Raw genomic sequence first — 24,525 nt, 5'->3', positions numbered from 1 at the left:
GCGATTACTCCCCGTGCAATAAGCGGCTTAACATATTGACACACATGTCATACGGCACCGTTTCTTTCATCGTCTGCTGCAAGTAAGCATCAAGTTTCGGTTTGATGGTGAACGCCCCATCAATCGCAGGATCAGTTCCCGGTTTATAGGCACCAATCGACACCAGATCTTGGTTCTTACGGCAAATCGACAGCACTTGGCGAACCGCCTTCGACATCAACACATGTTCTTCGGTGGTGATCTGCGGCATCACACGACTGACTGACTTCTCAACATCAATCGCAGGGTAATGACCAGCGTCGGCCATTTCACGAGAAAGCACCACATGGCCATCAAGAATCGCACGTGACGCATCCGCAATCGGATCTTGTAGATCGTCACCTTCAGTTAGCACTGTGAAAAAAGCGGTAATCGAGCCTTGGTCAGGGCTACCGTTACCTGCTCGTTCAACCAAAGCAGGCAACTTAGCAAATACTGATGGTGGGTAACCTTTAGTTGCTGGTGGTTCACCCACCGATAGAGCTATTTCACGCTGAGCTTGAGCAAAGCGGGTAAGCGAATCCATCAGCAATAGTACGTCTAACCCTTGATCACGGAAGTACTCAGCAATGGTCAGAGCGGTTTGACAGCCTTTTAATCGCATTAGCGGTGAAGAATCGGCAGGAGCGGCAACAACAACAGAACGCTGACGTCCATCAACACCTAAGATCTCTTCGATAAACTCTTTTACTTCTCGACCACGCTCACCAATCAGACCGACTACGACCACTTGCGCCGTCGTGCCTCGGGTCATCATACCCAGCGTGACCGATTTACCAACACCAGAGCCAGCAAATAGGCCGATACGCTGACCTTTACCAACAGTCAGTAAGCCGTTGATCGCTTTAATGCCCACATCAAGTGGTTCCGAGATTGGCTTTCTCGCTAGCGGGTTAATGGGGTCGGCGTTAAAAGATGCGCGTTTTTCGGTATAGATAGGGCCGAGGCCATCAAGCGGGTTACCGACGCCATCAATCACTCGGCCAAGCAGCTCCATTCCGACAGGCAGCCCTACTTCACCCGTCATGGGCGTCACTTTAGCACCGGGTAGGATGCCTGTGATTTGTTCACTCGGCATAAGGAATAGGCTTTCTCCCGAGAAACCGACTACTTCTGCTTCCATTTCGCCTTGCATTGTTTCCACTTTGCACAAGCTACCAATTGGCGCTCTACAGCCAGTCGCTTCGAGAGTAAGGCCAACCACCCGCACCAGTTTGCCAGATGCAACTGGTCGACAAGTCAGCCCTTGAGATTGGTATTGAGAGAGACGGTCAGCTAACGCGAGCATCAGTCACCACCTTGGTGGCGATTCACTCCACAGAAGCTTTGAATAACGCTACGAATGCGCTCTTCCATACGGTAGTTCACGCTTGACTCACCCGCTTCAATTTGTACGTCTCCGCGGTTAAGTGCTGGCTCTGAGTGTAGGGTCCAGTTTCTGAACTCTAACTCTTCTTGCCCGTATGACGAGCGAATGATTTCAACATCATCTGGATGCAGCTTTAGAGTAATAGCGTGACCTGAAATAGGCAGTGATTCTACCGATTGTTTGATCGTGTCTAAGATAACTTGAGGGTTGGTTTGCACTTCAACGTGAACCACTTCTTTGACCAATGCAAGCACCATATCCACCAGCTGTTTTTCCACTTGAGCATTCATCAACTCAAGAGGCTGTGCGAATTGGTTAGCAAGGCCGATAAAGGTTTGCACTTGCTGCTGAATAAACTCTTGCCCAGCCGCTACGCCTTCAATTTTGCCAGACTCGACGCCTTCTTGATGACCTTCTTCAAGTCCTTGCTCTTTGCCTTTTTCGTAGCCTTGCTTAAAACCCGCTTCTTGGCCTTGGTGTAAACCTTCCTGATAAGCCTGCTGCTTAATCAGTTGGATCTCTTCTTCAGTGAGTTCGGTTGGCGCTTCTTCTTTGGCAGGCTCAGCAATTGGCATCCAGCTAGGGTCATAGTTCATCGCAGTATCGCGCGCTTTTTTATGGGTCTGTGCTGTATAATCAGGCATGCCCCAGCGCTCTGGTTTTTCAACCATTTCGTCACTATCTAAACGTAAAAAACCACGCTTTCGTTCCCCAGACATAGATACCTTTATCTCACTTTATTACGGTTATAAGAATTCGTCCGCACCGCCGCCTAACATTAACTCACCGGAGTCAGCCATACGTCGTGCAACTGCCAGAACTTCTTTCTGTGCCGCTTCCACATCAGATACTTTGATTGGAGGCATCGCTTCCAGATCGTCTCGCATCATCTCAGCAGCACGTTTAGACATGTTCTTGAAGATCTTCTCACGTAGAGAATCATCCGCACCTTTAAGTGCACGCTGTAGTGCATCTTGAGGAACGTCGCGCAGCAATTTCTGAATACCTTGGTCGTCGACCTCGATAAGGTTCTCGAACACGAACATAAGATCTTGGATTTGCGTCGCCATATCTTCGTCTTGGTCGCGGATTTGCTCCATCAACACGCCCTCGACGTTGTTGTCCATATAGTTCATGATCTCTGCCGCTGCCTTCAGGCCGCCAATCTTGGCTGCTTGTGCACCCGCTTGGCCAGCAAACTGTTTCTCCATGATCTCATTCAGCTCTGCGAGTGCAGATGGTTGAACTTCTTCAAGGTTAGCGATTCGCATCATCAAGTCGAGACGGTCACGTTCTGCAAACTGAGATAGAATTTCTGCAGATTGATCCGGTTCCAAATAGGAAAGAACGATGGTCTGAATCTGAGGGTGTTCGTTAATGATGATGCTCGCCACCTGACGAGGGTCCATCCACTTCAACGAGTCTAGGCCTTTCGAGCCTGTACCCAGTAGAATTTGGTCAACAAGGTTGTTGGCTTTATCTTCTCCAAGTGCAGCAACCAGAGCGTTACGCATAAAGTCTTCGCTGCCCATACCAATATTGGTGTATTTCTGAATGTCTTCCAAGAAAGCGCGGTGAACCGCACCGACTTTGTCTTGGCTTAAGTCAGCAGCACGCGCCATGGCACTACCAACTCGTTGAACTTGTTTTGGTTCTAGATGGCGAATTATGCCCGCTGCGTCTTCCTCATTAAGACTGAGTAGAAGGATCGCCGCGCGCTCTTCGCCCGGAATACTTGCTATATCCACGGTGTTTTCTGCTACCTCACCGCCCTCTTCCTGTGGAACTATTTCGTTAGGCATCCTGCATCCAATTCTTAACAACTTGTGCCGCTAGCTCTGGTTCGTTCGCTACAAGAGCTCGTACCGCTTTCAGCACATCTTCATCTTTATGTAAATTAGGTAAGTCAATACTTGATCCAAACTCAAATAACTCACCACCATCCAAATCGCCGCCAATTAGGCTGGTTTCACCATTCGCCCCAATTGGTAGGCCATCTGGGCCATATAGTTGGTCATCATCTTCGTCAGAAGCAGGGTTGAGTAGTTTTTTCATTGCAGGTCGAACTAGAACTAGCACGACAACAATAATCACTAGTGCACTCGCAAACCAACGGATCCAATCATTGAAGTTTGGATGCTCCCAAATAGGCACATCAGCAATCACTTCGGTTTCAGGAACCGCAAACTGCATACTTAGAACGTTCAGTAAGTCGCCACGCGCTTCACTAAAACCAATAGTACCCATCAATAGCTGCTTAATAGAGTTTAGCTCAGTATCTGAAAGTGGCTGGTAGGTCGTCTCACCGGTATCAGGGTTTACGATGGCGCGATTCTTTACGGCGACGGCGACAGTCTGACGGTTAACAACACCAGTTTGACGACGCTCATGACTGATGGTGGTATCTAACTCGAAGTTACGCGTTGCTTCTTTGTGTACTGAGCCTTGTCCAAGGAGCGAACCATCTTTCATTTGGGCGACATCTTGTGGAATTGACGCATCTGCTGGAGGCTGGTTACTTAGTGCCCCTGGAACGCCAGCAACCACACTGCCGTTATTATAATCTTCAAGAGTGTACTCACTTCGCGTCGACGGAGTATTCGGGTCGAAGCTCTTACGTGTCTGCTCAACCGCACTAAAGTCGAGTTGAATATCCACTTGAGCAGTATAGTTACCAAAACCTAGTATTGGGATCAGTACTGAGTCAATCTTTTCACGCAATGCTTCTTCTTGCTTGCGTTCAAGTTCATATTCTTTGCGACGAGCTGATGAAGCCGCATCTTGTGTGCCTGAGCTTAGTAGACGGCCATGTTGGTCGGTGACGGTAATACGGTTAGGTTTCATCCCTGGCACCGCACTCGACACCATATCGACCACTGAATCGACTTCTGCTTGCTTTAAGTTGGTACCGGTTTTAAGCGTTAAGAAAACCGAAGCAGAGGCCTCTTGGTTATGACGAACAAACACGCTTTGTTTCGGTAGTGCTAGAAGAACACGCGCTTTACGCACTTGCTTCATCTCTTCGATGGCTTTAGATAGCTGACGTTCACGGCTCAGTTTAAGACGCTCTTGCTCTAAGCGTTGAGAAACACCAAAGCCCATATCTTGCAGCAGAATGTCATCACCAGCCTGCTTTTCGTTGTTTAGCCCAGCACGAACCATATCGAGCTTAAGGGTATTGAAATCACTCGCTGGCACCAAAATGGTATTACCTTCGAGCTTATAATCCAGTTTTTGCTGATCTAAGTAATCAAGGATAGGGATAAGTTCTTCTGTTTCATACACGCCAAGCGGACGCATTTCAGGCTCTTTGACCCAGAAGAACAACATGACAATGAGGGCAACACAGATCGAAATAGAGAGGACGAGTACGACTTGGCGTAACAGATCGAGATCTCCGACAGCCATGTCGAATTTTGAACTGCTTTTTTCATCCAAATCTGGGTTTTGTACATCTGTATCTAAATCAGTAGTCGATAGCATAGTGCTATCTGGACCACTATCAGAAACTGTCAGATCCGTTGATTGATTTTGTTCTGCCACAGACTTTACCTAAACTTAAACTGGCATGTTCATCAATTCTTTGTACGACTCAACGAGCTTATTACGTACTTGAATTGTTGCTTCAAAAGCGACACTAGATTTGTTTCTAGCGATCATCACGTCGGAAAGAGAAACGTCAGCGTCACCACGGTCAAAGCGCATTTGCATGTTGCTTGATGCTTTAGACAGGGTGTTAACGTTATTAATCGCGTTATTGAGTAACTGACCAAAATCAGCACCAACCGTTTGACCTGTTGCAGCAGGTTTAGTCCCACCCGCTTCAAACATCATGGCTTGCATTTCGCTTTGAAATCCGTCAATTCTCATCAAAACCTCAGTAGTCAACTCTTTGACTTAAATAAGTGCTAGATTAATGACGCTGCAATCCTCATGCCACGTCATTAAGAGAGTGGAAAAATAACACGTTAGTTAGGAATATCAATCCCAGCATCGCGCATTTTTGCTAACTTGTAGCGCAAAGTTCGTGGACTAATGCCTAATTTTTCAGCCATTTCCTTTCTGCGCCCATTACACTCTTCGAGAGTTTCAAGAATGATGGCATATTCTTGGTCACGTAACTCACCACCTAGCCCAGTCCCCGAAGTTAGATTTTTGCTCATATCCGCGACAGGCTTAACATCAGGCACAATCACATCACCACTTTCGACAGCGACTTGTAAGCTTGACGCATCTTGCCAATCCAAACCTTCGAGCAAAATGTGTTCTGAGCCAATGTTGCCATTTTCACTCAAGATCAGCGCGCGTTGTACAACGTTATCCAACTCACGCACATTTCCCGGCCAAGGATAAGCGAGCAGTTTTGCAATCGCTTGTTGTGATACGTTTGGAACTGGCATACCGAGTTTTTGACAATGTCGTTCAACCAAGTGCTTAGCCAGTGGCGCGATATCTCCTTGACGCTCACACAGCGCTGGCCATGTAATTGGGAATACATTCAGGCGGTAATATAAATCTTCGCGGAAGTTACCTTCTTTAACGTATTGCTTGAGATCTCGGTTACTTGTCGCCAGAACACGCACATCAAGTTTGATGCTCTTACGGCTGCCCAAACGCTCCACTTCGCGCTCTTGCAACACACGCAGTAATTTAGCTTGAAGGCTGAGGTCCATTTCGCTGATTTCATCCAGCAAAATAGTGCCGCCTTGCGCTTGCTCAAACTTACCTGGACACGCTTGAACAGCACCAGTAAACGCCCCTTTTTCATAACCGAATAGGGTCGCTTCGAGCATATTGTCAGGAATTGCCGCACAGTTAATCGCCACAAATGGGCCATTTTTGCGATTAGAGGCATTGTGGATATAACGAGACATCACCTCTTTACCTGAACCACTTGGCCCAAGCACCATCACGCTGGCATCGGTTTTGGCTACCTTATCCGCCAGAGCAAGAAGCTTAATACTTTTCTCATCTGCTACCACCGCATCGCCATTGTCGTCTGACTTAACTGGGGCGTAACGACTTACCATGTTCAATAACACTTCTGGAGCAAACGGCTTAGCCATATAATCAATGGCACCATCTTTCATCGCAGACACGGCGTCTTCGATATTGGCATAGGCTGTCATTAGCAGCACAGGAAGGTTTGGCCAATGCTGTTTGATGTTTCTTAGCAACGCAAGACCGCCCATTCCAGCCATCTGCACGTCAGAAACCACAATATCAACGTTATTTGATTTCAGTTTGACCAAGGCATCTTCCGCGCTGTCCGCTTCAAGCCATTCATAGCCAGCTAGAGCGAGAGTATCAACCAATGCCTCGCGTAGACCTTCATCATCTTCTACGATTAATACCTTACTTTGAGCCATCATCATTCTCCAGTCATAGCTTCTTGGTCAGTATGAGGGACGCGTTCCAGTGGAATACACATGGTAAAGCATGCGCCATCACCCTCTTCTGAAATAAGTTCCAATCTTCCGTCATGCGCTCGGCAGACCATTTGCACTACGGCCAAGCCAAGCCCTGTCCCTTGAGAGCGTGTTGTGAAGAAAGGTTCCATAATCTTGTTTTTCAGCTCTTTCGGCACACCAGGACCACTGTCTTGAACCGAAATTTTGAGCTCACCATTTACTGGTCTAAAGAACACATCTACTTGTGATTCCTTGCCAGCTATTTGGATTGCATTCATTACTAAATTGCTTAACGCTGAAGCGATTGCATTGGCGTTACCAAGCAGCTTTGTCTGCTCTTGTTCGACTTCGATAAAGTAGTCGATGTTATTGTTCTTAAGGCCGGTTTCGACCATCGGTGAATACTCAGCCACTAAGTCAGAGATAGTGAACGGCTTAACGACTTTGTTATCACCACCTTTGGCGAACAACAGCATGTCGTTCACTTGCTTCTCCAAATCATGCAGACGGTCCATCAGCTTACTTTGGAAGCGATCTTTGGTCGCCGGCGGTAGATTAGGCGCTGCTAAATTCGATGCATACAACATAGCGCTCGACAGAGGCGTTCGAACCTGGTGCGCGAGCGATGCAACCATTCTGCCTAATGAAGAAAGGCGCTGTAAGTCACTGATTCGTGACTGAAGCAAACGCGTTTCCGTCAAATCAGTTATCAAAATCAACTGACCCGTGGTTGACGCTGAAATCGCTAAACGGACTTTACGGCCATTTCTCAATGAAATTTCGTGACCATCATCTTCACGAGGCGAAAAGGCTTGTTGAATCACTTCAAACCACTTTTCGCCCACTAACGGGATTTCCAATAAGCGCTGTGCTTCTGGGTTGGCTTCTTGAACCACGCCTTGCGTATCAAGCAGAATGACACCAGCTGGCATAACATCGAGCACTTGCTGATAACGTTCGACTTGTTGTTCTAAAGTACCTAGCGGCATTGGGTTATCAGCCTGTGATGTTGAATGCATGACGTATTTTCTACCTTAAAAACTACAATAGCCTGACATGCAATAAGCAAGCCAGGCTATTTTTTAATATTTTCAATGACTTAGCATCAAGTCGAAAATTTGACAGTCAGCAATTCAATCAATTTAGCGCTGTAAGTTGTACTTTCTCATTTTCTCAACCAAGGTGGTACGACGCATACCTAGCATGTCTGCCGCTCTTGCTACCACACCACCTTGCGCTTCCAGTGCCTGATTGATCATATTCACTTCCAGCTCAGCCAGCATCTCTTTCAAGTTAACGCCTTCCGGCGGTAAGCTTTGTGGTGCATTGTCGTGCTCTTGGAACAAGTCAATCGATTCAAGATTGAAATCTTCAGAAAATATATTTTGTAGTGCATCACGCTCCTGTTCTTCAACCGACTCAACATTGTTGTACTCTGGCTGAAACTCAGGAATATCACTGTATCGGTACTTAGTCGGAAGATGATTCACATCAACCAAGCTGTTTGGATACAAAATGATCATGCGTTCTACCAAGTTCGCTAACTCGCGCACGTTACCAGGCCAATCGTGCTCGGTTAACGAGTTAATAGAGCGAGGCGTAAAGCAGATTGGTTGAGCGCCTTCCGCCTCCATGCGAGTCATTAACTCTTGCAGCAATAATGGAATATCTTCAATGCGATCACGGAGAGCTGGCATCTCGATTGGGAACACATTCAGACGGTAGTACAAGTCTTCACGGAATGATTCATCACCAATCATGCTTTCTAGATTACGGTGAGTCGCCGCAATGACGCGAACATTAACTCGAATCGTCGCATTACCACCGACACGTTCAAAGCATCGCTCTTGAAGAACACGTAGCAGCTTAACTTGCATCGGCATTGGCATATCACCAATTTCATCAAGAAATAGTGTGCCGCCTTCAGCCAGTTCAAATCGACCTTTACGGGCAGTAATCGCACCGGTAAACGCGCCTTTTTCGTGACCGAACAGTTCGCTTTCTAACAAGTCTGGCGGAATAGCGCCACAGTTGATAGGTACAAATGGACCATTGCGACGGGCTGAATGGTAGTGGATATTACGAGCAACCACTTCTTTACCCGTGCCAGACTCCCCCAAAATTAATACGTTCGCTTCGGTACCTGAAACCTGTTCAATTAGGTGGCGCACCTCTTTAATGCCCATACTTTGGCCAACCAAACTACGGAACAAGGTGTTTTTACGAGAAGAAGAAGGAACGTTTACCCCTTTACGCCCAAGGAAATCTTTGCAGTGGCGCAGTGCTTCACTAAGCTGAGGGTAATTTAACGGGTACTCCAGTTCACCAACATAGTTTGTCAGTTCTTCTACTGGATATGATTGCTTTCCGGCAATAAGAAGCGGGATATGATTGGCTTGGGATAACTTTTCACTCAGCTTGGTCGGCAGCCTATCGCTGCTCAGAGAACCCAAAATACAGCCAGCCCAAACTTGTGACCAATCGAGATCATCAAGTTGATCAGAGCTGATCGCCTCACATTGTTCCCCAACAAATTCTAAAATATTACTAAGATTGATACGCGCTTGAGCGTCGTCTTCAATCACAAGTAGCTTTGCTAAACCCTGCATAGGTGAGATTGTTTGCCTTTTCTTTTTAAAACGGTGTGGCTGGATAAAGTTGCTAACGTTACGAATAACTATAGTTCAGTTAAACCGCTAGACAATATATAAATTTCAGCAACAAAAAAAGCCACTAGGCTATATGTGGCTTTCTATTCTATTTTAAAAAAAATAAAGGCAACCAAGCAATTAACTGATGTGATGTTAAGCCAAAATCAGCTTTCTGTTATTTTTCAGAAAAAGCTTACATTTAGTACAATCAGTTAAACGCTTGTTGATAATTTTATATACCTACATCATTAGCGGTCAGATTATGGTATTCGTTTGGAATTTGATCCCAAGCTGACTTAATTTCGCGAATAATGTCGATAACATCGTCGATTGGCTGCGGATTGTTTTGGTGATTTGCTTCAGTGATCTGAGTAATCATGAACTCATATAACTGGTCTAGATTTTGAGCAATATCACCGCCATCATCCATTGAAAGACAGCTGCGTAGACTGATGATAATGTCTAACGCTTTACCAAGGCGCTCACCCTTCATCGGGATATTGCCAGCCTGCATTGCCGCTTTCCCCTGAATTAATCGCTCAATAGCACCTGCCATCAACATCTGGACGATCTTATGTGGGGAGGCTGCACTTAGTTGGCTATCAACTGATACCTTCTTGTAAGCCTGTAATGAACCACGCATGATAACCCTCTTAATCTATAAAAACTTTTGATACTGCTGAACAGAACGCTTGCCATGACGATATTTCTTTAACGCCAATGCCAATTCGTCGGTCTTGCTCTGCATCAATTCTACAACAGTTTGAGTGGTCTTAACCGCTTCTTGCCACTGCTGTTTGTGCTTGAGTTCTGGACGAGCTTGTATCGCTTCCAGTAACTTTTGCAAAATCTGTTCCCTTGTATCGACTAGCTGAACGATTTCTTCAGCATTGATTTCTACAACTGCAAGAGTTTCATGGATTTTGTGATCCAGATCTCTCAATAGCGCAATATTTGCATCAAAGTCACTATCCAAGGGCATTCATCATACCTGCTAACTGAGACTGCATTTTACTCGTTGCATCTTGCATCGCCGAAAACTTGGCGTGGGTGCGCTTCTCTAAATTTTCCATACGGCGATCCAGTGCCGCTTGATCATCCTGCATACGATAATTGCGCTCAACTAAGCTGCGCTCACGACTGCGTATGGAGCCAGTAACCCCAGTTAAGCCTTGAATCGCATCTTCAACCTTTTTCGCAAAACCTTGGTTACCACCAAAGAAATCTTCCAATTTATTAAAGTTATTATTGAGCTGACGATCGAGCATCTCATAGTTGATCTCAAGATTACCCTGACGAGTGGTCGTAATACCGAATTCGGTCAAGGTTTTAAGATCGTCAGGTGCAGGTTCCACTCGAGATGAAAACACCGCCTTTAGCCTTGAATCCGCACTGCGCACTATACTGTCCCCTGATAAGGGACCTGCCATACCGGTTGTTGGATCAACACCGCCAAGCTCTTTTGATACTTGATAAAACTGATTGTAGGCTGCGACAAACTGTTCGATGTCTTCACGCACACCCTGTCGGTCATATTCAATATCAATTTCAGACGCAGGCTTACCTTTCTCAGTGCGCCCTTTTAGCGTTAAATCTACGCCATCGATCGCATCTTCGATAATGTTGTTATCACTGGATAACTGGGCAACACCATCGAGCATCACTTTAGCATCCTGCGCGGATTGCACTTCTGTCATGCCGCGGTAGGTATCAAAAGATTGCTGCGCGGCATTTAAATCAGCTTGAGCTTTATCAATACGCTCAAGGTACTCGCGCTCTTCTTTCGGTAGGTTTGCTCGTTCTAGCTCTTTAGCCTGTTCAGGCGTTAACTCACCGGATGCAACACGTAGTTTCAAGGACGCTCTTTGATCCACAAAACCTTGTTCAATACGTGCTTTTTCAAAATCCAGTTTGGCTTGTGCCTCTTTGGGTGTGACATAAGAATCGGTAAGCGTACCTGAAGCACTGTTTGACCAGCCCGGAACATCGCCCATTTTTTCTTTGGCTTTCGCATCGAGTTGTGGCTCAGGTTCCCAGTATGAATCTAATAAGGTACCGGACGCTGTTGGTGTCCAGCCTGGAATACGTTCTTCAGGTTTTAGGTATTTATTCGCTTCAATGCCCGCTTGAGCAGCTGCCGATGTGGCACCACTGGACATTTCATTGCCCGGAGTTGCTTCTTTCGCTGCATTTGGATCGGCACTTATTGCCGCTTGTTTAGAGGCATCGGCAATTTCTTGGTCTACAATTTTTGCCGCTTCGATGTTTCTTTGCGCAATTTTGTCGGCAATCAATTGTTCAGCGGGATTGAGCGGGGAAAGCAATTCTTGAGCTGCCGCACGCGCGCGCTCCAGATCTTTTACACGTTGTTCTAGTGTTTTGTATTCGAGTTGTTTAAGAGTATCACCTGGTTGAGCGTCAACCGTCATCGAAATGTCGTTGTCTTGACCAGATTTATTGGAAGCAACGATTAAACGAGGCCCTGCCGTATCATTGATTACAGCGGCTCGAACACCGGGATTGGATTTACTGCCATTGATACCACGGACGATATCAATCAATTTGGAATTTTGCTGCACGTCAATGGAGAACTTTTTGTCCCCCAATGAAACCTGCAGCTTACCCGGACCAAATTTCGCATCTTCAGGAAGTACATCAGATGCAATTTTGTGGCTTTGGGCAAGCTGCAACACATCAATCGCATAGCGACCAGCGATAGCTTCAGTGGTTGCTGTTGCGGATACAACAGTGTCATCAGTCGATTCCACTGTTCTTGCGGCGAAAGCTTTCTCCTGACGAAAGCTCGCCATCAAGTTTTTCATCGTATCCAGCGACTCTCTGAGTCGACCATAGGCACTGATACTAGAATCAATCTTGGTCTGCTCATTGTTGATGCGTTGCTGCTTAGGTACGCGCTCCGCATCTACAATTTTGCTGACCATAGAATTGATATCCATGCCAGAATTCATGCCTATTGGGCCAAAACTCATTCACTCACCTCAAGTATGGTTACACCGCCTGGTTGAAAAGCCCTGATGAATAACGGGCCGTCTGCTCTCTCAGTCGACGTAAGATTTCCAACATTTCCTCATCTGGAATCTGACGAATAATATCACCAGTATCCGCTTCGTATATCGTTACAACATCTCTACCGGATTCTTCATCCACGCGAAAAGATAAGCCTTTATTGATAGAGGAAATGAAATCATTCATCTCTTCCACAATGCGTTCTCGTTCTGCTCGATTCAGCTTTTCTCGCTCTTTTGAAGCTTCGATAGCCCTTTCAACATTTTGAGTCGCTTTTTCACTTATCTCCGCGGTAGAAACTTGCTCCTTTCGCGAGGAAACTTGCTGTACACCATCATACTTGGAAGCAATTTTAGTGCCACTTTCTGAGCCATAAGGCTGGACGTTCGATGTGTAGGATGGTATTTCCATAACGATCTCCCTTCCACCTTAGCAGGTCACAACATAATGTTGTGCCAATAAGCTCCTATCGAACCCATCGGTTAACCAAGTAAGCTAAGAGCTGCCGACGGAGACTGCTTCGCCTGTGCCAGAATAGAGGTACTCGCTTGTTGAAGGATCTGAGATTTCGTCATCGCAGTGGTTTCCTTCGCGTAGTCAGTATCAACAATTCGACTACGAGATGCATTCACATTCTCGTTGATGTTGTCTAAGTTGGTGATCGCGTGACCAAAACGGTTTTGGAATGCACCCAGTTCAGCACGTTGGCTATCTACAGTTTTCAATGCGCCGTCGATCACTGATACCGCTAGCTGAGAGCCTGCAACTGTCGTTACATCTACATCAGCAACAGTACGATCTTCTGCAGCACCGAAACCAATTTCACCACCTAGTCCACCACCAATAGTGACGTCTGTAGCAACTTTATTAGATGCTGCAAAAAGCTGTAATTTACCTTCTTCACCAACAGATGCTTTCACATCTTCACTTTGACCATTAATGTACGTTGCAAGCTGCTCGACATCGTCGCCAACTTTAGCATTTATGGTGATGTTTTTCGCTTCACCATGTACATCAGTATAGCCCAGTGTAAGGTCGGTCGCTCCTGCTGCAACAGTCCAATCAGCGTCTTTACCAGCGGTTGCAATGTATGCTTTACCACCCATACCCATAGTATCAGAACGCATGTTGCCGATGCCTAGCTGTACAGCTTCACCAGAACTTGCTCCGATTTGGAAAGACTTGTCGCCAAATGTGCCGTTTAGCAGTTTATTACCACCAAAAGAGGTAGTTTCTGCGATACGGTTTAGCTCGTCGTTAAGCGCCGTTACTTCTTCTTGAATCGCGATACGCTCGCCACGAGAGTTAGAGCCGTTTGAAGATTGAAGTGCCAAATCACGCATACGTTGAAGTATGTTGGTGGTCTCATTCATCGCACCTTCAGCGGTTTGAGCAATTGAGATACCATCATTGGCATTTTTTACAGCCATGTCTAAGCCACGGCTTTGTGAGTTTAAGCGGTTGGAAATTTGCAAACCAGCAGCATCATCTCGTGCACTGTTGATTTTATAACCTGAAGATAAGCGCTCCATCGATTTCTGCATCCCGTCAGCGGCACCATTTAGGTAACGCTGTGCGGTCATTGCAGACACGTTCGTGTTTACATTAATTGCCATATTTGATCTCCTTCGGCATTAGGGCGATGTGCCGCAGCGTCTCTCACCTCACTTTGGCACATCTCATTTCTCTCAGTCCTTTAACGGCGAGCAATAAAATACCTTTAGAAAAAAATTCAATTAATTTTCTTTTTTTATCGTTGAGCATATGAAATGTGATGGAGATCATTAGTTTATCTCAGGCAAAAAAAAATCCAGCCGAAGCTGGATTTTTCATGTCTAGGTTTGATTAGCCTAGTAGGCTTAGTGCCGAGTTTGGTGCCTGCTTCGCTTGAGCAAGGATAGAGCTCGAAGCTTGAGAAAGAATTTGCGACTTAGTTAGTGCCGTTGTTTCTTTCGCGAAGTCAGTGTCTTTGATACGGCTCTTAGATGCATTCACGTTTTCGTTGATGTTATCTAAGTTGTTGATAGCGTGGTTGAAGCGGTTCTGGAAAGCACCCAGTTCAGCACGGTGGCTATCTACGTTCTTAAGTGCAGCATCGATGATACCAACAGATTCTTGCGCGCCACCTACAGAAGTTACATCAATCGTATCTACTGTTACGTTTTTCGCTGCACCCATTGAAAGCTCACCAGCAAGACCACCAGAGAATGATACAGCGCCGTCTACTTTATCCGCACCTGCGAATACTTGTAGTTGACCATCTTCGTTTACAGACGCTTTAACCATGTCAGTTTGACCGTTGATGTATGTCGCTAGTTCTTCAATATCGTCGCCTTCTTTCGCGTTGATAGTGATAGTTTGAGCAACACCGTCAGTGTCAGTTAGGTTAAGTGTTAGGTCGTTTGCACCCGCAGCTACAGTCCAGTTTGAATCTTTAGCTGTCGCAGCTTGGTAGCTTTGACCACCCATTTTAGAGTCATCAGAGCGCATGTTGTTTAGTGAAAGCATTACTGCTTCACCGTTGTCCGCACCGATCTGCATTGATTTAGTACCGAACGTACCGTTAAGTAGCTTGTTACCACCGAAAGATGTTGTTTCAGCGATACGGTTTAGCTCGTCGTTAAGTGCTGTTACTTCTTCTTGGATAGCAACACGCTCAGATTTAGAGTTTGAACCGTTAGCAGACTGTAGCGATAGGTCACGCATACGTTGCAGGATGTTTGTTGTCTCATTCATCGCACCTTCAGCAGTCTGCGCGATAGAGATACCGTCGTTCGCGTTACGCACAGCCACGTCTAGACCACGGCTTTGTACGTTTAAGCGGTTAGAGATTTGTAGACCCGCTGCATCGTCTTTAGCACTGTTGATCTTAGAACCAGATGACAAACGCTCCATTGAAGTTTGTTGAGCGTTGTTCGCGCTATTTAGGTAACGCTGAGCTGTCATTGCTGCTACGTTTGTATTTACATTCACTGCCATGGTGATTTCTCCGTTTGATTTTCCGATGTTTCCGGTTTCCGACGTCTCGGAAAACCAAAGTAGTTCTCTCAAAAGTTACATTTATTAACGGCGCTATTTCCAAAACCTTGAGGTTTTTTTTAAGTTTTTTTCGAAAAAAGTTCTATTGATGAGAAAAGCGTGATTAAACGTTAATAAAGTCATTTTTTCGCTAAAGCTTTCGCTTCGGCTGTCGATAATGCTCTCTTGCCTTAAATTAACCGAGCAGCGTTATCGCTAGATTTGGTTGTTGCTTAGCTTGCGCCAAGATAGATGTACTCACTTGCTGCAGAATTTGCTGCTTAACCATTTGGGTGGTTTCTTTCGCGAAATCGGTATCTTTAATTCGGCTATTGGACGCTGACAGGTTTTCGTTCACATTGCTCAAATTGTTGATGGCGTGATTAAAGCGATTTTGCATTGCACCAAGTTCAGCTCGATGGCTATCAACATAATTGAGTGCGGTATCGAGAACGGAGACAGCCCTTTGTGCCCCCCCAACATCAGAAATATCTATGTTATCAACCGCTTCATAACCAGCCAGGTTCATATTAAGCTTATTCGCCAACCCACCAGAAAAGGAAATCGTTCCTGCAGTTTCCTTACCTGCCATAAAGATTTGCAGTTGCCCTTCTTCATTAACAGAGGCTGATACTTTGTCCGTTTGACCATTGATATAAGTCGCTAACTCTTCAATATCGTCGCCTGATTTAGCGGTTATATTGATGCTCTCTTGCTGACCTTTAGCATTGGTGTATTGCATGATTAGCTTCTGGCCTCCCTGAGGAACTTGCCAGGAACTGTCCGCTTTACCTGCGGCAATATAGCTAAACCCGCCCATCTCTAAACTGTCTGAGCGCATGTTTTTTAATGAGACTTGTACCGCTTCACCAGAACTTGCACCAATCTGAAAAGAAGAAGAGGAAAATGAGCCATTGAGCAATTTTCGACCACCAAAAGAGGTGGTTTCTGCGATTCTATTCAATTCATCATTTAAAGCGCCCATTTCTTCTTGTAACGCATCTCGCTCAGCGCGACTGTTTGAGCCATTAGCAGATTGCAATGATAGATCTCGCATACGCTGCAATAAGTTGGTGGTTTCGTTCATCGCCCCTTCTGCGGTTTGCATGATTGAAATACCATCGTTGGCATTACGCATTGCAACATCAAGCCCGCGCATTTGAGATTCAAGGCGATTGGATATTTGCAAACCCGCAGCATCATCTTTGGCACTATTAATACGATTGCCCGATGCCAACCTTTCTAACGACTGGTTGAGCAAGTCCGTCGCATTCGTCAGGTGACGCTGCGCCGTCATTGCAGAGACATTGGTATTAACAGTGATGGCCATGATTAAGCGATCTCCTTCTTTCAGTTACTCTTTGTATCGGCCAACTGGACTATTCTTTAAGGGAATTTGCATAAAAAAACCGAAGCACTTGGCCTCGGTTTTTTTTAAAATTCAGTGTGGTACTACTTAACGTTTAAGCTCTGTAGCATCGGTGCCGAAGGAGCAAAGAAGTAAGCCCCTGTCACAGCGGTTGTAAAGCGCAGCAGTTGGTCAGTTTTACCATCCGTTACGCCATACATGCTCTCTAGCATCGCTTTGAAGTTATGTAGTGTATTACAGTAAGCAATGAACAGCAGACCATGCTCACCTGATACACTGCCGTATGGCAAGCTATGGCGAACAATCTTAAGGCCTTTGCCTTCTTCTTTAATATCAACACGACCAACGTGTGACGCAGCAGGTACGTCATCTAACTCGATAGAGTCAGGCTTAGTACGGCCAATCACTTTCTCTTGTGCTGATACATTCAAACGATTCCATGATGGAAGATTGTGAATAAAACGCTGCACCATCACATAGCTACCACCAGCAAACTCGCCTTGTGGAACAATCGCCACTTCTTCACGTTGAGCATCTTTCGGGTTCTCTGTACCGTCAACGAAATCGGTCATATCACGCGAATCTAGGTAGCGGTAACCGTAAGTTTCATCAACCACTGACACATTCTCAGAAACCTGAGCGAAAAACTTACGCAGTAGGTAGAAGTGCAAATCATGACGATTAGAGTGGCAGTGAATCAAAACATCGACATCTGAGCTAGGTGCGATTGTTTCACCTTCACCTAATTGCGGGAAGTCAATCAACTCACTAGGAACCGAGACATCAAACTTGCCCCAAAAGGCTTTAGTAAATGCAATTGACAATGTCAGCTCTGCACCAGGCTGTTTAGCATTAAGTTCTTCAACCAGTGCCGGTAGTGCTTGCAGCTGAGCTAACACGCCTTGAACATCTTGGTTCACTTTCAACAAAGTGTATTGTGCAAATGGTCCTGCTTCAGGAAGAATTGCGCTTTGAGGGTATGACATTATGAGTTCCTCACTTAATTTTTTTGCTCAGTGTATTTCGTTTTGATTTCAAAGTATTGATAGCGATCATCGCTTGCTTCGATCACTGCATTGGAGGGTTATGAAAACTGTCTCTCACACTGCGGCTTCTTGCGATATAAATAATTAACCATAGCAGCAGTAACATTACCGCCCCATTTGCCCAACTGAATGCGCCGTGTACCAAATACACATGATACATGGTCTGGGACAACTGCAAAGCAGCGGTCACAAGCGTGATGCTTCGCCCCCAAGCAACAAATCGATTCACCCAATGACGTTCAGGACTGCGCAGGTTGACAAGCCACATCAGAGCGATGCTAGGGCCCCCCATCGCAAGACCCAAATAGAGCATGGTGTTGTCTGGGTAGACAATTGAAAGAATCTTACTGCCACTTTCTCGACTTGCACCAGCCACGACAAAGACTATCCAAGCTTTAGCTAAAAACAACCAGCTAAACCAAAGCAGCTTCGGGGCTTTTAAAAAGCCATGCTTATCATATTGTTCTATTGCGTAACGCACTGATCGGTAACTACTGATTTGAAATTAGCTTTACTCTATACCATTTGACGCAATTTTCTATCAGTAAATGGTAAGAGCAAAGGAATTGAAGGCTATCCTTTGATGCACCGTATAATCGAAAGAGCAAGGAACAGACAAGGAAAAACTGGCGAGCAAAATACGTTTCATTCAAAGACTCATGATTTTGTACAGTATGTTGGAATTATATCGTGATAGGATAAAACTATCTTTGATCTCGCAAGACCTATCACTATGAAAAACAAAGTCGTTCCCTCACAAGAAACGCAAACAGAAGCGATGAAAATAGCTAAAGCGACTCAAAAGCCAGGACAAACCAAAGAGCAAACGAAATTGGTTGCTCAAGGTATTGAAAAAGGTATCGCCCAATACAAAAAACAGCAAAAAGAACGCGCTCGACAAGCAGATAAAGCGAAAAAGAAAGCCCAGAAATCGAAACAACAGTCTCAACAATCCAATCAAGAGATCGTAACGGAAGAAGTTTACGCACAAGAAACGGGCAACAAAAACGCCTTACTTCCTTGGGCACTATTAGCGATAAGTTGGATAGGATTTATTGTTTATGTTAGCCAGAACTAGTCTACTTTTTTCAGCACTGCTACTCATCAGTGGTTGCACTACGCCAATGAACACCTTAAAGCCAAGCGCGCAGCCAGTGCATCTAAGGTTAGACTCTCAGTTTAATGCCGAAGATTGCCAGTGGCTCGGTGAAGTCACTGGCAGTGAGGGACATTGGTATAGCTATCTCTTTTTCCCTAACGATGTGCTCATACGTGGGGCGTTAAACGATATGAAGAATCAAGCTAGCCTGCTTGGTGGCAACACGGTTTACCTGACCAACCCACAAGATTTTGCCACCTCATTTACCGTCATGGGCAACGCCTATACCTGCCCTTAGCTAACCTCAAAACCAAAAAAACCTAGTGCGACACACTAGGTTTTTATTTATCAGGCTTTAAAGCCTAAGCTTGCGGCTATATCTGATTCTCGCTCAGTAACCCATTGACTATCAAATGGTCCCCAATCGGATAGTTGGTAATAGCCATCATTATGACGTCGACCGTCTTGTACAAACATCAGCTCAATGCCGATTCCAGGTAGCGCTTTAATTACGTCTTGAATGGTTCGACGTGGCCAGCCTGTTTGCTCTATGAGTTTCGGGACATTTGGGCGCTCTAAGTTTTCAACCAATAATGCAAGATACAAGCGCCTCGCAAAAACAGGACTCAACTCCATTGATACCTCCTATAAGTTTCTAGAGTCATTATTTCTGTTTTGCTTTGTCATGTGTTGAGTTTGATCAAAAACTCTACGATCGTCATTGCTTGAAACACATTTTTTTTGCCCAATGAAATATATCCATCACACTTTTGTCTCTCTATTCACTTCCTGATAGGATGCTTGAATAATAAAAAAGTACTTCTAAAGGTTTTACAATGACAATCACTATGTATGGCATTCCTAACTGCGACACGATAAAAAAGGCCAAGAAATGGTTAGAAGCAGAAGGTGTCGAATACAGCTTTCACGACTACCGCAAACAAGGTGTTGATAAAGCAATGGTTGAAACATTTTGTCAGCAACTAGGCTGGGAGAATGTACTCAACAAGCGCGGCACAACCTACCGTCAGCTGACCCAAGAGCAAAAAGACTCGCTAAATGAAGCCAATGCGATTGAGCTTCTTGTTGAGCAACCTGCAATGATTAAGCGCCCTATTCTTGTCACTGGTGATAGCTACCACTTAGGTTTTAAAGCTGACCAGTACACAGCAATATTCTCATAATTTTTTTGAAAGGATTTCAAGGATGACAGACAGCCCAACTCTGGCTCTCGCAAAAGATTTAATTAGCCGCCAATCAGTCACACCAGAAGATGCAGGCTGCCAAGATGTAATGATTGAGCGTTTAAAGGCGCTTGGTTTTGAAATTGAAGTAATGGTCTTTGAAGATACGACGAACTTCTGGGCTCGCCGTGGCAGTGAAGCGCCCCTGTTTGCTTTCGCTGGCCATACGGATGTTGTGCCAGCCGGTAAACTTGAGCTTTGGGATACCCCTCCTTTTGAGCCCACTATTAAAGATGGCTTCTTACACGGTCGCGGCGCGGCGGATATGAAAGGCTCGCTAGCCAGTATGATTGTTGCCGTTGAGCAGTTCATTGCCGCCAACCCAAATCATAAAGGTTCGATTGGTTTCTTGATTACCTCTGATGAAGAGGGCCCTTTCATCAATGGTACGGTTCGCGTTGTAGAAGCGCTGATGGCGCGTGGTGAAAACATCGACATGTGTATTGTAGGTGAACCTTCAAGTACTGAGATTGTTGGCGATGTAGTTAAAAACGGCCGCCGCGGCTCTATTACCGGTGATTTAACCGTGAAAGGGATTCAAGGCCACGTTGCCTACCCGCATTTGGCGAAAAACCCTGTTCACCAATCACTGATGGCGATTCATGAACTGGCGACAACGGAATGGGACCAAGGTAATGCATACTTCCCACCAACCAGTTTTCAGATCCCAAATGTTCACGCCGGAACGGGTGCCTCAAACGTGATTCCAGGTGAATTCAACGTTCAATTCAACCTGCGCTTTAGCACTGAGTTAAATAACGATGCCATCGTATCACGTGTGACTGAAACGCTAGATAAGCATGATCTCGATTACGACTTGAAGTGGTCATTCAACGGCGACCCATTCCTTACCGACACAGGCGCACTGCTGGATGCTGTCGTCGATGCCGTCGATGCGGTAAACCAAACAAAACCAGCATTGCTGACAACAGGTGGAACATCAGATGGCCGCTTCATTGCCCGCATGGGTGGTCAGGTTGTAGAGCTTGGTCCTGTTAACGCCACTATTCACAAAGTGAACGAATGCGTGAAGGTTGATGACTTAGAGAAGCTAACCGACATGTACCAGAAAACACTAGAAAACTTATTAGCCTAATGATGACGCCCGAACAACTGACTGGTCAGACACAAACTCACTTGGTTGAAACTGTTGTCGGACAAAAAGCGTTCTTGGTTCACGCTAAAGTGAGTCAAGATATACTCGCACTGAAACAGTCAGCAACTCGGGCGGGATTCAACCTCAATATCGCCAGCGGCTTTCGCAATTTCGAGCGTCAGATGACAATTTGGAATAATAAAATGGCAGGCAAAACGGCCATTTTAGATAGTGACAGCCAACCACTGAATACTGACACTTTAACGGAGCAGCAGAAGGTGATGGCGATTTTACGTTGGTCGGCGCTGCCAGGTGGCAGTCGTCATCATTGGGGAACCGATTTCGATATTTTCGATCGTGGCAGTCTACCAAAAGATACCCAGCTTCAACTAGAGCCTTGGGAATACCTGACAGGCCACCAACAAAGCTTCTATCTGTGGCTAAGGGAAAATATTCAGCAACATGGCTTCTTCTTCCCCTATGCACATGATAAAGGCGGCGTCGCTCCCGAGCCTTGGCATATTAGCCATAGAGCCACGACCAAGCAGTGCTTGCAACAGCTAACACCAACTCTTCTTACCGAGCAACTCGCGTCTGCTCCCATTTTGGGTAAACAAGTAGTGTTAGGCCAACTGGAAACGATCTACAATCAGTTTATTAGCAACATACATCAATAGGTAGCGAAATGGATTTACTTTTCAACCCTTGGGTTATCATTGTTATCGTATTGAGCGTTGTGATCGGTAATATTGCCGCACTTAAATATACCGCCACCATGAAATTTGGCCAGAGTGCAAAAAAAAAGAAAAGTGACTCAGATGACCATATTGACGAGTCTGAAGAATCAAAAAAAGATGCTCCATAGAGCGTCTTTTTTATTGCGTCAAATCTGGTATCACTACTTAATATGATCCCACGACATATTCGATACAATTCGGCAGTCATCGCATTTGAAGTAGAAGATGTCGTGCAGTGGCTCATCTAGCAACCACTCACCACCACACTTCGGACATTTACGTGCCTTTTCATCCGCAAGGCTCTTGCCACCAACGCGATACTGGTAGTAGAACGTCGGAATTTTCGTGATGTATTCAATACGGCCGCGTAAATCCCAACCGCGCTTGAACAACACACTGTCTGCATCACAAATCTCATGCAGTGCCGCATGTTCCGCGCGACACCCTCCCGCCATTTGGATCTCATCACAAGCCTGCCACTCGGTCTGCCATTTAACGACAGCCTTATGATCGCCGTTTAAGGTAGCGCCATTTCGGTAAAGTGGGATTGGCAGTAAGGTTTCACCACAACGCAAAGGAGAACACGTATGGACATACGTTGTGTACAGCACTTGCCAACTTGGCGACTCATCTTCAGCGGCTTCCTCTGAGTTAAGATCTCGGCCTAGCATACGCATTTTGGGGGCTAATAGACTCGCCTCCGATAAACGATTGAGACACACTTTAACGAAATCAGAATGGTATTTAGGATGTAAGCTATCTTGCTCCGGGCAAACCACACGAACAAAAAACTCACCATCGCCCATCACGATTGGAAATTCACGGCCAAGCACTTGACCATTGTATCGAAGCGCATCCATCAAACCATTAATCGCTTTATCAACGGCCGACACGGTGGTGTTGTCAAAACACTCAAACTGAAGCTCTACAACGTACATGATTACAACACCACAGCTTCAAGGTTGGCTAAGAATTCCGCAACATCCTGAGCCAGTACATCACGCTTGTCGGTACCCAGACGCTCTAAAATAACGTTACCAGTGATATTACAGATAGAAATAACGTCTAACTCTGCATCTGTCGCAGCAATAAATACTGTTGGTTTAAGCTTTAAGCGGCGTTGAGTAACAAGATGACCTAGAATATTTTCTTGTAAGCGAACAAAGTCTTCGTCGCTCCATACTTGCAGTAGCGTTAACTCATTGTCCTGCCACGTTGCCTCCATATCGGCGCTGTATTGAGATCCGTAGAAAGTTTTAATGTCTTCATGCAGGGTAAGCTCGATACCGTTTTCTACATTGGTAAAATCGGCTGGCTCATCACGCTGACAAGCTTGCCACTCTACCGCCTGTTCAGTTTTACTTTCGACACAAGGTGACACAAGGTCGACCAACTCTTCGCTTTTTGGTAAATGACCCGAAGCATCAAGGTGCGCCTGACGGTATTTTTCACTGAATGAGAGCAACGCTTGCAAGGCATTATCAGCCATTAGATTCTCCAACATGAATATTCGCTTTTAACAGCGGGATTGCGTAAAATTCTCGTCATTCTAATAGAAAATGAACAAAAGTATGAGCAAATATTCTGATGCAAAAGAGCTTGCTGGCCTAACCTTGGGTCAAAAGACTGAATACGCGAACCAATATGACCCTAGCCTACTCCAACCTGTACCGCGTAGTTTGAACCGTGATGACCTTAATCTCGGCGATACTCTACCGTTCCAAGGCTGCGATATTTGGACGCTGTACGAGTTGTCATGGCTTAATGATAACGGCTTGCCTCAAGTAGCGGTCGGTGAAGTCTCGATTCCCGCCACCAGCGCAAACCTTATCGAGTCGAAGTCATTCAAGCTCTACCTCAACAGTTTTAATCAGACACGCTTCTCTACTTGGGATGACGTTGAAAAAACGCTGATCAAAGATTTGTCTCACTGCGCCGGTGAAGAAGTGAGTGTGACGGTTCGCTCTGTGGTCGATTACACAGATTCTGTGATTGTCACTATGGATGGAGAGTGCATTGATAACCAAGAGATCGAGATCACTAGCTATGATTTCGACCGCGCGTTACTGACAGGAGCAGCAACAGGTGACAATGTAGAAGAAAGTGTTCACAGTCACTTACTCAAATCCAACTGTCTGATCACCAACCAGCCTGACTGGGGCAGCGTTGAGATCAGTTATACAGGTAAACAGATCGACCGAGAGGCATTACTTCGCTATCTTGTCTCTTTCCGTGAACATAACGAGTTCCACGAGCAATGTGTTGAGCGCATCTTCACTGACATTATGGAATTTTGTCAGCCACGCGAGTTAACCGTGTATGCACGCTATACTCGTCGCGGTGGTTTAGACATTAACCCATACCGCTCTAACGTTCGCACTCAACCAAACCACAACCAACGCATGGCGCGTCAATAGGG

General features: G+C 45.6%; 27 protein-coding genes. 7 read left to right on the top strand and 20 right to left on the bottom strand.

Annotated elements, in window-relative coordinates; translation table 11 throughout:
- Positions 1-4: 4 nt before the first annotated feature.
- The 17 genes from fliI to ACU01J_RS12655 form a co-directional block, all read right to left on the bottom strand.
- The gene (gene fliI, locus ACU01J_RS12735) at positions 5-1,327 is read right to left on the bottom strand and encodes a flagellar protein export ATPase FliI (protein WP_481086035.1); all 1,323 of its coding nucleotides are present in this window, start codon (positions 1,325-1,327) and stop codon (positions 5-7) included.
- On the bottom strand, positions 1,327-2,127 hold the full coding sequence (gene fliH / locus ACU01J_RS12730; RefSeq protein WP_481086034.1) for a flagellar assembly protein FliH: 801 nt from the start codon (positions 2,125-2,127) through the stop codon (positions 1,327-1,329). Before fliH ends, fliI begins: the two co-directional genes overlap by 1 nt.
- A gap of 27 nt (positions 2,128-2,154) precedes the next feature.
- Complete coding sequence (gene fliG / locus ACU01J_RS12725) at positions 2,155-3,210, bottom strand: flagellar motor switch protein FliG (RefSeq protein ID WP_004413253.1); 1,056 nt, start codon at positions 3,208-3,210, stop codon at positions 2,155-2,157.
- On the bottom strand, positions 3,203-4,951 hold the full coding sequence (gene fliF, locus ACU01J_RS12720; protein WP_481086033.1) for a flagellar basal-body MS-ring/collar protein FliF: 1,749 nt from the start codon (positions 4,949-4,951) through the stop codon (positions 3,203-3,205). The genes fliG and fliF overlap by 8 nt, the downstream gene beginning before the upstream one ends.
- Before the next feature lie 15 nt (positions 4,952-4,966).
- Complete coding sequence (fliE, locus tag ACU01J_RS12715) at positions 4,967-5,278, bottom strand: flagellar hook-basal body complex protein FliE (RefSeq protein ID WP_481086032.1); 312 nt, start codon at positions 5,276-5,278, stop codon at positions 4,967-4,969.
- Between the two features lie 98 nt (positions 5,279-5,376).
- Complete coding sequence (locus tag ACU01J_RS12710; RefSeq protein WP_481086031.1) at positions 5,377-6,777, bottom strand: sigma-54-dependent transcriptional regulator; 1,401 nt, start codon at positions 6,775-6,777, stop codon at positions 5,377-5,379.
- Between the two features lie 2 nt (positions 6,778-6,779).
- Positions 6,780-7,838 (bottom strand): sensor histidine kinase, encoded by a 1,059-nt coding sequence (locus tag ACU01J_RS12705; RefSeq protein WP_481086030.1) that lies wholly within the window; start codon positions 7,836-7,838, stop codon positions 6,780-6,782.
- Positions 7,839-7,961: 123 nt separating this feature from the next.
- Positions 7,962-9,428 carry a sigma-54 dependent transcriptional regulator gene (locus tag ACU01J_RS12700; RefSeq protein WP_481086029.1) on the bottom strand — a complete coding sequence of 489 codons (1,467 nt, stop codon included), beginning with the start codon at positions 9,426-9,428 and terminating at the stop codon, positions 7,962-7,964.
- A 274-nt stretch (positions 9,429-9,702) separates the two neighbouring features.
- A complete protein-coding gene (gene fliS, locus ACU01J_RS12695) occupies positions 9,703-10,113 on the bottom strand; it encodes a flagellar export chaperone FliS (RefSeq protein ID WP_004413247.1) in 411 nt (136 codons plus the stop codon).
- Positions 10,114-10,128: 15 nt separating this feature from the next.
- Entirely contained in the window at positions 10,129-10,452 is a 324-nt protein-coding gene (gene fliT, locus ACU01J_RS12690) for a flagellar protein FliT (RefSeq protein ID WP_481086028.1), read from the bottom strand.
- A complete protein-coding gene (gene fliD, locus ACU01J_RS12685; protein WP_481086027.1) occupies positions 10,439-12,460 on the bottom strand; it encodes a flagellar filament capping protein FliD in 2,022 nt (673 codons plus the stop codon). Before fliD ends, fliT begins: the two co-directional genes overlap by 14 nt.
- A 19-nt stretch (positions 12,461-12,479) precedes the next feature.
- Positions 12,480-12,908 carry a flagellar protein FlaG gene (gene flaG / locus ACU01J_RS12680; RefSeq protein WP_481086026.1) on the bottom strand — a complete coding sequence of 143 codons (429 nt, stop codon included), beginning with the start codon at positions 12,906-12,908 and terminating at the stop codon, positions 12,480-12,482.
- Positions 12,909-12,979: 71 nt separating this feature from the next.
- On the bottom strand, positions 12,980-14,113 hold the full coding sequence (locus ACU01J_RS12675; protein WP_481086025.1) for a flagellin: 1,134 nt from the start codon (positions 14,111-14,113) through the stop codon (positions 12,980-12,982).
- A gap of 229 nt (positions 14,114-14,342) precedes the next feature.
- Positions 14,343-15,476, bottom strand: coding sequence for a flagellin (locus ACU01J_RS12670; RefSeq protein ID WP_481086024.1), 1,134 nt, complete (start codon positions 15,474-15,476; stop codon positions 14,343-14,345).
- A 235-nt stretch (positions 15,477-15,711) separates the two neighbouring features.
- Complete coding sequence (locus tag ACU01J_RS12665; protein WP_481086023.1) at positions 15,712-16,845, bottom strand: flagellin; 1,134 nt, start codon at positions 16,843-16,845, stop codon at positions 15,712-15,714.
- A gap of 122 nt (positions 16,846-16,967) precedes the next feature.
- Positions 16,968-17,870 (bottom strand): Dyp-type peroxidase, encoded by a 903-nt coding sequence (locus ACU01J_RS12660; protein ID WP_481086022.1) that lies wholly within the window; start codon positions 17,868-17,870, stop codon positions 16,968-16,970.
- Between the two features lie 82 nt (positions 17,871-17,952).
- Positions 17,953-18,411, bottom strand: coding sequence for a DUF2919 domain-containing protein (locus ACU01J_RS12655; RefSeq protein ID WP_481086021.1), 459 nt, complete (start codon positions 18,409-18,411; stop codon positions 17,953-17,955).
- Positions 18,412-18,663: 252 nt separating this feature from the next.
- Between ACU01J_RS12655 and ACU01J_RS12650 the strand changes: the two genes are divergently transcribed.
- Positions 18,664-19,008, top strand: coding sequence for a DUF2956 domain-containing protein (locus tag ACU01J_RS12650; RefSeq protein WP_481086020.1), 345 nt, complete (start codon positions 18,664-18,666; stop codon positions 19,006-19,008).
- Positions 18,992-19,327, top strand: a complete 336-nt coding sequence (locus ACU01J_RS12645; protein WP_481086019.1) for a DUF4156 domain-containing protein — start codon at positions 18,992-18,994, stop codon at positions 19,325-19,327. Before ACU01J_RS12650 ends, ACU01J_RS12645 begins: the two co-directional genes overlap by 17 nt.
- Before the next feature lie 50 nt (positions 19,328-19,377).
- On the opposite strand, the gene ACU01J_RS12640 is transcribed toward ACU01J_RS12645, so the two are convergent.
- Entirely contained in the window at positions 19,378-19,665 is a 288-nt protein-coding gene (locus tag ACU01J_RS12640; RefSeq protein ID WP_004413228.1) for a winged helix-turn-helix domain-containing protein, read from the bottom strand.
- A gap of 200 nt (positions 19,666-19,865) precedes the next feature.
- On the opposite strand from ACU01J_RS12640, the gene ACU01J_RS12635 reads away from it, so the two are divergent.
- From ACU01J_RS12635 to ACU01J_RS12620, 4 genes are read left to right on the top strand one after another with little or no spacing between them, the layout of a single operon-like run.
- On the top strand, positions 19,866-20,213 hold the full coding sequence (locus ACU01J_RS12635; protein ID WP_481086018.1) for an ArsC family reductase: 348 nt from the start codon (positions 19,866-19,868) through the stop codon (positions 20,211-20,213).
- 22 nt (positions 20,214-20,235) lie between these two features.
- On the top strand, positions 20,236-21,369 hold the full coding sequence (dapE, locus tag ACU01J_RS12630) for a succinyl-diaminopimelate desuccinylase (protein WP_481086017.1): 1,134 nt from the start codon (positions 20,236-20,238) through the stop codon (positions 21,367-21,369).
- Positions 21,369-22,046: a M15 family metallopeptidase gene (locus ACU01J_RS12625; RefSeq protein WP_481086016.1), complete on the top strand. Its 678-nt coding sequence runs from the start codon at positions 21,369-21,371 to the stop codon at positions 22,044-22,046. The genes dapE and ACU01J_RS12625 overlap by 1 nt, the downstream gene beginning before the upstream one ends.
- 8 nt (positions 22,047-22,054) lie before the next feature.
- Entirely contained in the window at positions 22,055-22,234 is a 180-nt protein-coding gene (locus ACU01J_RS12620; RefSeq protein ID WP_481086015.1) for a DUF2897 family protein, read from the top strand.
- A gap of 33 nt (positions 22,235-22,267) precedes the next feature.
- On the opposite strand, the gene ACU01J_RS12615 is transcribed toward ACU01J_RS12620, so the two are convergent.
- Positions 22,268-23,044 carry a Zn-ribbon-containing protein gene (locus ACU01J_RS12615; RefSeq protein WP_481086014.1) on the bottom strand — a complete coding sequence of 259 codons (777 nt, stop codon included), beginning with the start codon at positions 23,042-23,044 and terminating at the stop codon, positions 22,268-22,270.
- Between the two features lie 2 nt (positions 23,045-23,046).
- On the bottom strand, positions 23,047-23,595 hold the full coding sequence (gene syd / locus ACU01J_RS12610) for a SecY-interacting protein (protein WP_481086013.1): 549 nt from the start codon (positions 23,593-23,595) through the stop codon (positions 23,047-23,049).
- Positions 23,596-23,677: 82 nt separating this feature from the next.
- Here syd and queF point away from each other — a divergent pair, with 82 nt between their 5' ends.
- Positions 23,678-24,523 carry an NADPH-dependent 7-cyano-7-deazaguanine reductase QueF gene (queF, locus tag ACU01J_RS12605; protein WP_481086012.1) on the top strand — a complete coding sequence of 282 codons (846 nt, stop codon included), beginning with the start codon at positions 23,678-23,680 and terminating at the stop codon, positions 24,521-24,523.
- The last annotated feature ends 2 nt before the right edge of the window (positions 24,524-24,525 follow it).

The organism is Vibrio sp. 2433-A1 (assembly GCF_056726085.1).
The sequence above is the reverse complement of the archived record's forward strand: the minus strand, read 5'-3'. Positions and strand labels throughout refer to the sequence as shown.

Bases quoted from the DNA above. Each gene is read 5' to 3' on its own strand.
- fliI (WP_481086035.1), bottom strand. From the start codon at position 1,327: ATGCTCGCGTTAGCTGACCGTCTCTCTCAATACCAATCTCAAGGGCTG.
- fliH (WP_481086034.1), bottom strand. From the start codon at position 2,127: ATGTCTGGGGAACGAAAGCGTGGTTTTTTACGTTTAGATAGTGACGAA.
- fliG (WP_004413253.1), bottom strand. From the start codon at position 3,210: ATGCCTAACGAAATAGTTCCACAGGAAGAGGGCGGTGAGGTAGCAGAA.
- fliE (WP_481086032.1), bottom strand. From the start codon at position 5,278: ATGAGAATTGACGGATTTCAAAGCGAAATGCAAGCCATGATGTTTGAA.
- ACU01J_RS12710 (WP_481086031.1), bottom strand. From the start codon at position 6,777: ATGGCTCAAAGTAAGGTATTAATCGTAGAAGATGATGAAGGTCTACGC.
- ACU01J_RS12705 (WP_481086030.1), bottom strand. From the start codon at position 7,838: ATGCATTCAACATCACAGGCTGATAACCCAATGCCGCTAGGTACTTTA.
- ACU01J_RS12700 (WP_481086029.1), bottom strand. From the start codon at position 9,428: ATGCAGGGTTTAGCAAAGCTACTTGTGATTGAAGACGACGCTCAAGCG.
- fliS (WP_004413247.1), bottom strand. From the start codon at position 10,113: ATGCGTGGTTCATTACAGGCTTACAAGAAGGTATCAGTTGATAGCCAA.
- fliT (WP_481086028.1), bottom strand. From the start codon at position 10,452: ATGCCCTTGGATAGTGACTTTGATGCAAATATTGCGCTATTGAGAGAT.
- fliD (WP_481086027.1), bottom strand. From the start codon at position 12,460: ATGAGTTTTGGCCCAATAGGCATGAATTCTGGCATGGATATCAATTCT.
- flaG (WP_481086026.1), bottom strand. From the start codon at position 12,908: ATGGAAATACCATCCTACACATCGAACGTCCAGCCTTATGGCTCAGAA.
- ACU01J_RS12675 (WP_481086025.1), bottom strand. From the start codon at position 14,113: ATGGCAATTAATGTAAACACGAACGTGTCTGCAATGACCGCACAGCGT.
- ACU01J_RS12670 (WP_481086024.1), bottom strand. From the start codon at position 15,476: ATGGCAGTGAATGTAAATACAAACGTAGCAGCAATGACAGCTCAGCGT.
- ACU01J_RS12665 (WP_481086023.1), bottom strand. From the start codon at position 16,845: ATGGCCATCACTGTTAATACCAATGTCTCTGCAATGACGGCGCAGCGT.
- ACU01J_RS12660 (WP_481086022.1), bottom strand. From the start codon at position 17,870: ATGTCATACCCTCAAAGCGCAATTCTTCCTGAAGCAGGACCATTTGCA.
- ACU01J_RS12650 (WP_481086020.1), top strand. From the start codon at position 18,664: ATGAAAAACAAAGTCGTTCCCTCACAAGAAACGCAAACAGAAGCGATG.
- ACU01J_RS12645 (WP_481086019.1), top strand. From the start codon at position 18,992: ATGTTAGCCAGAACTAGTCTACTTTTTTCAGCACTGCTACTCATCAGT.
- ACU01J_RS12640 (WP_004413228.1), bottom strand. From the start codon at position 19,665: ATGGAGTTGAGTCCTGTTTTTGCGAGGCGCTTGTATCTTGCATTATTG.
- ACU01J_RS12635 (WP_481086018.1), top strand. From the start codon at position 19,866: ATGACAATCACTATGTATGGCATTCCTAACTGCGACACGATAAAAAAG.
- dapE (WP_481086017.1), top strand. From the start codon at position 20,236: ATGACAGACAGCCCAACTCTGGCTCTCGCAAAAGATTTAATTAGCCGC.
- ACU01J_RS12625 (WP_481086016.1), top strand. From the start codon at position 21,369: ATGATGACGCCCGAACAACTGACTGGTCAGACACAAACTCACTTGGTT.
- ACU01J_RS12620 (WP_481086015.1), top strand. From the start codon at position 22,055: ATGGATTTACTTTTCAACCCTTGGGTTATCATTGTTATCGTATTGAGC.
- ACU01J_RS12615 (WP_481086014.1), bottom strand. From the start codon at position 23,044: ATGTACGTTGTAGAGCTTCAGTTTGAGTGTTTTGACAACACCACCGTG.
- syd (WP_481086013.1), bottom strand. From the start codon at position 23,595: ATGGCTGATAATGCCTTGCAAGCGTTGCTCTCATTCAGTGAAAAATAC.
- queF (WP_481086012.1), top strand. From the start codon at position 23,678: ATGAGCAAATATTCTGATGCAAAAGAGCTTGCTGGCCTAACCTTGGGT.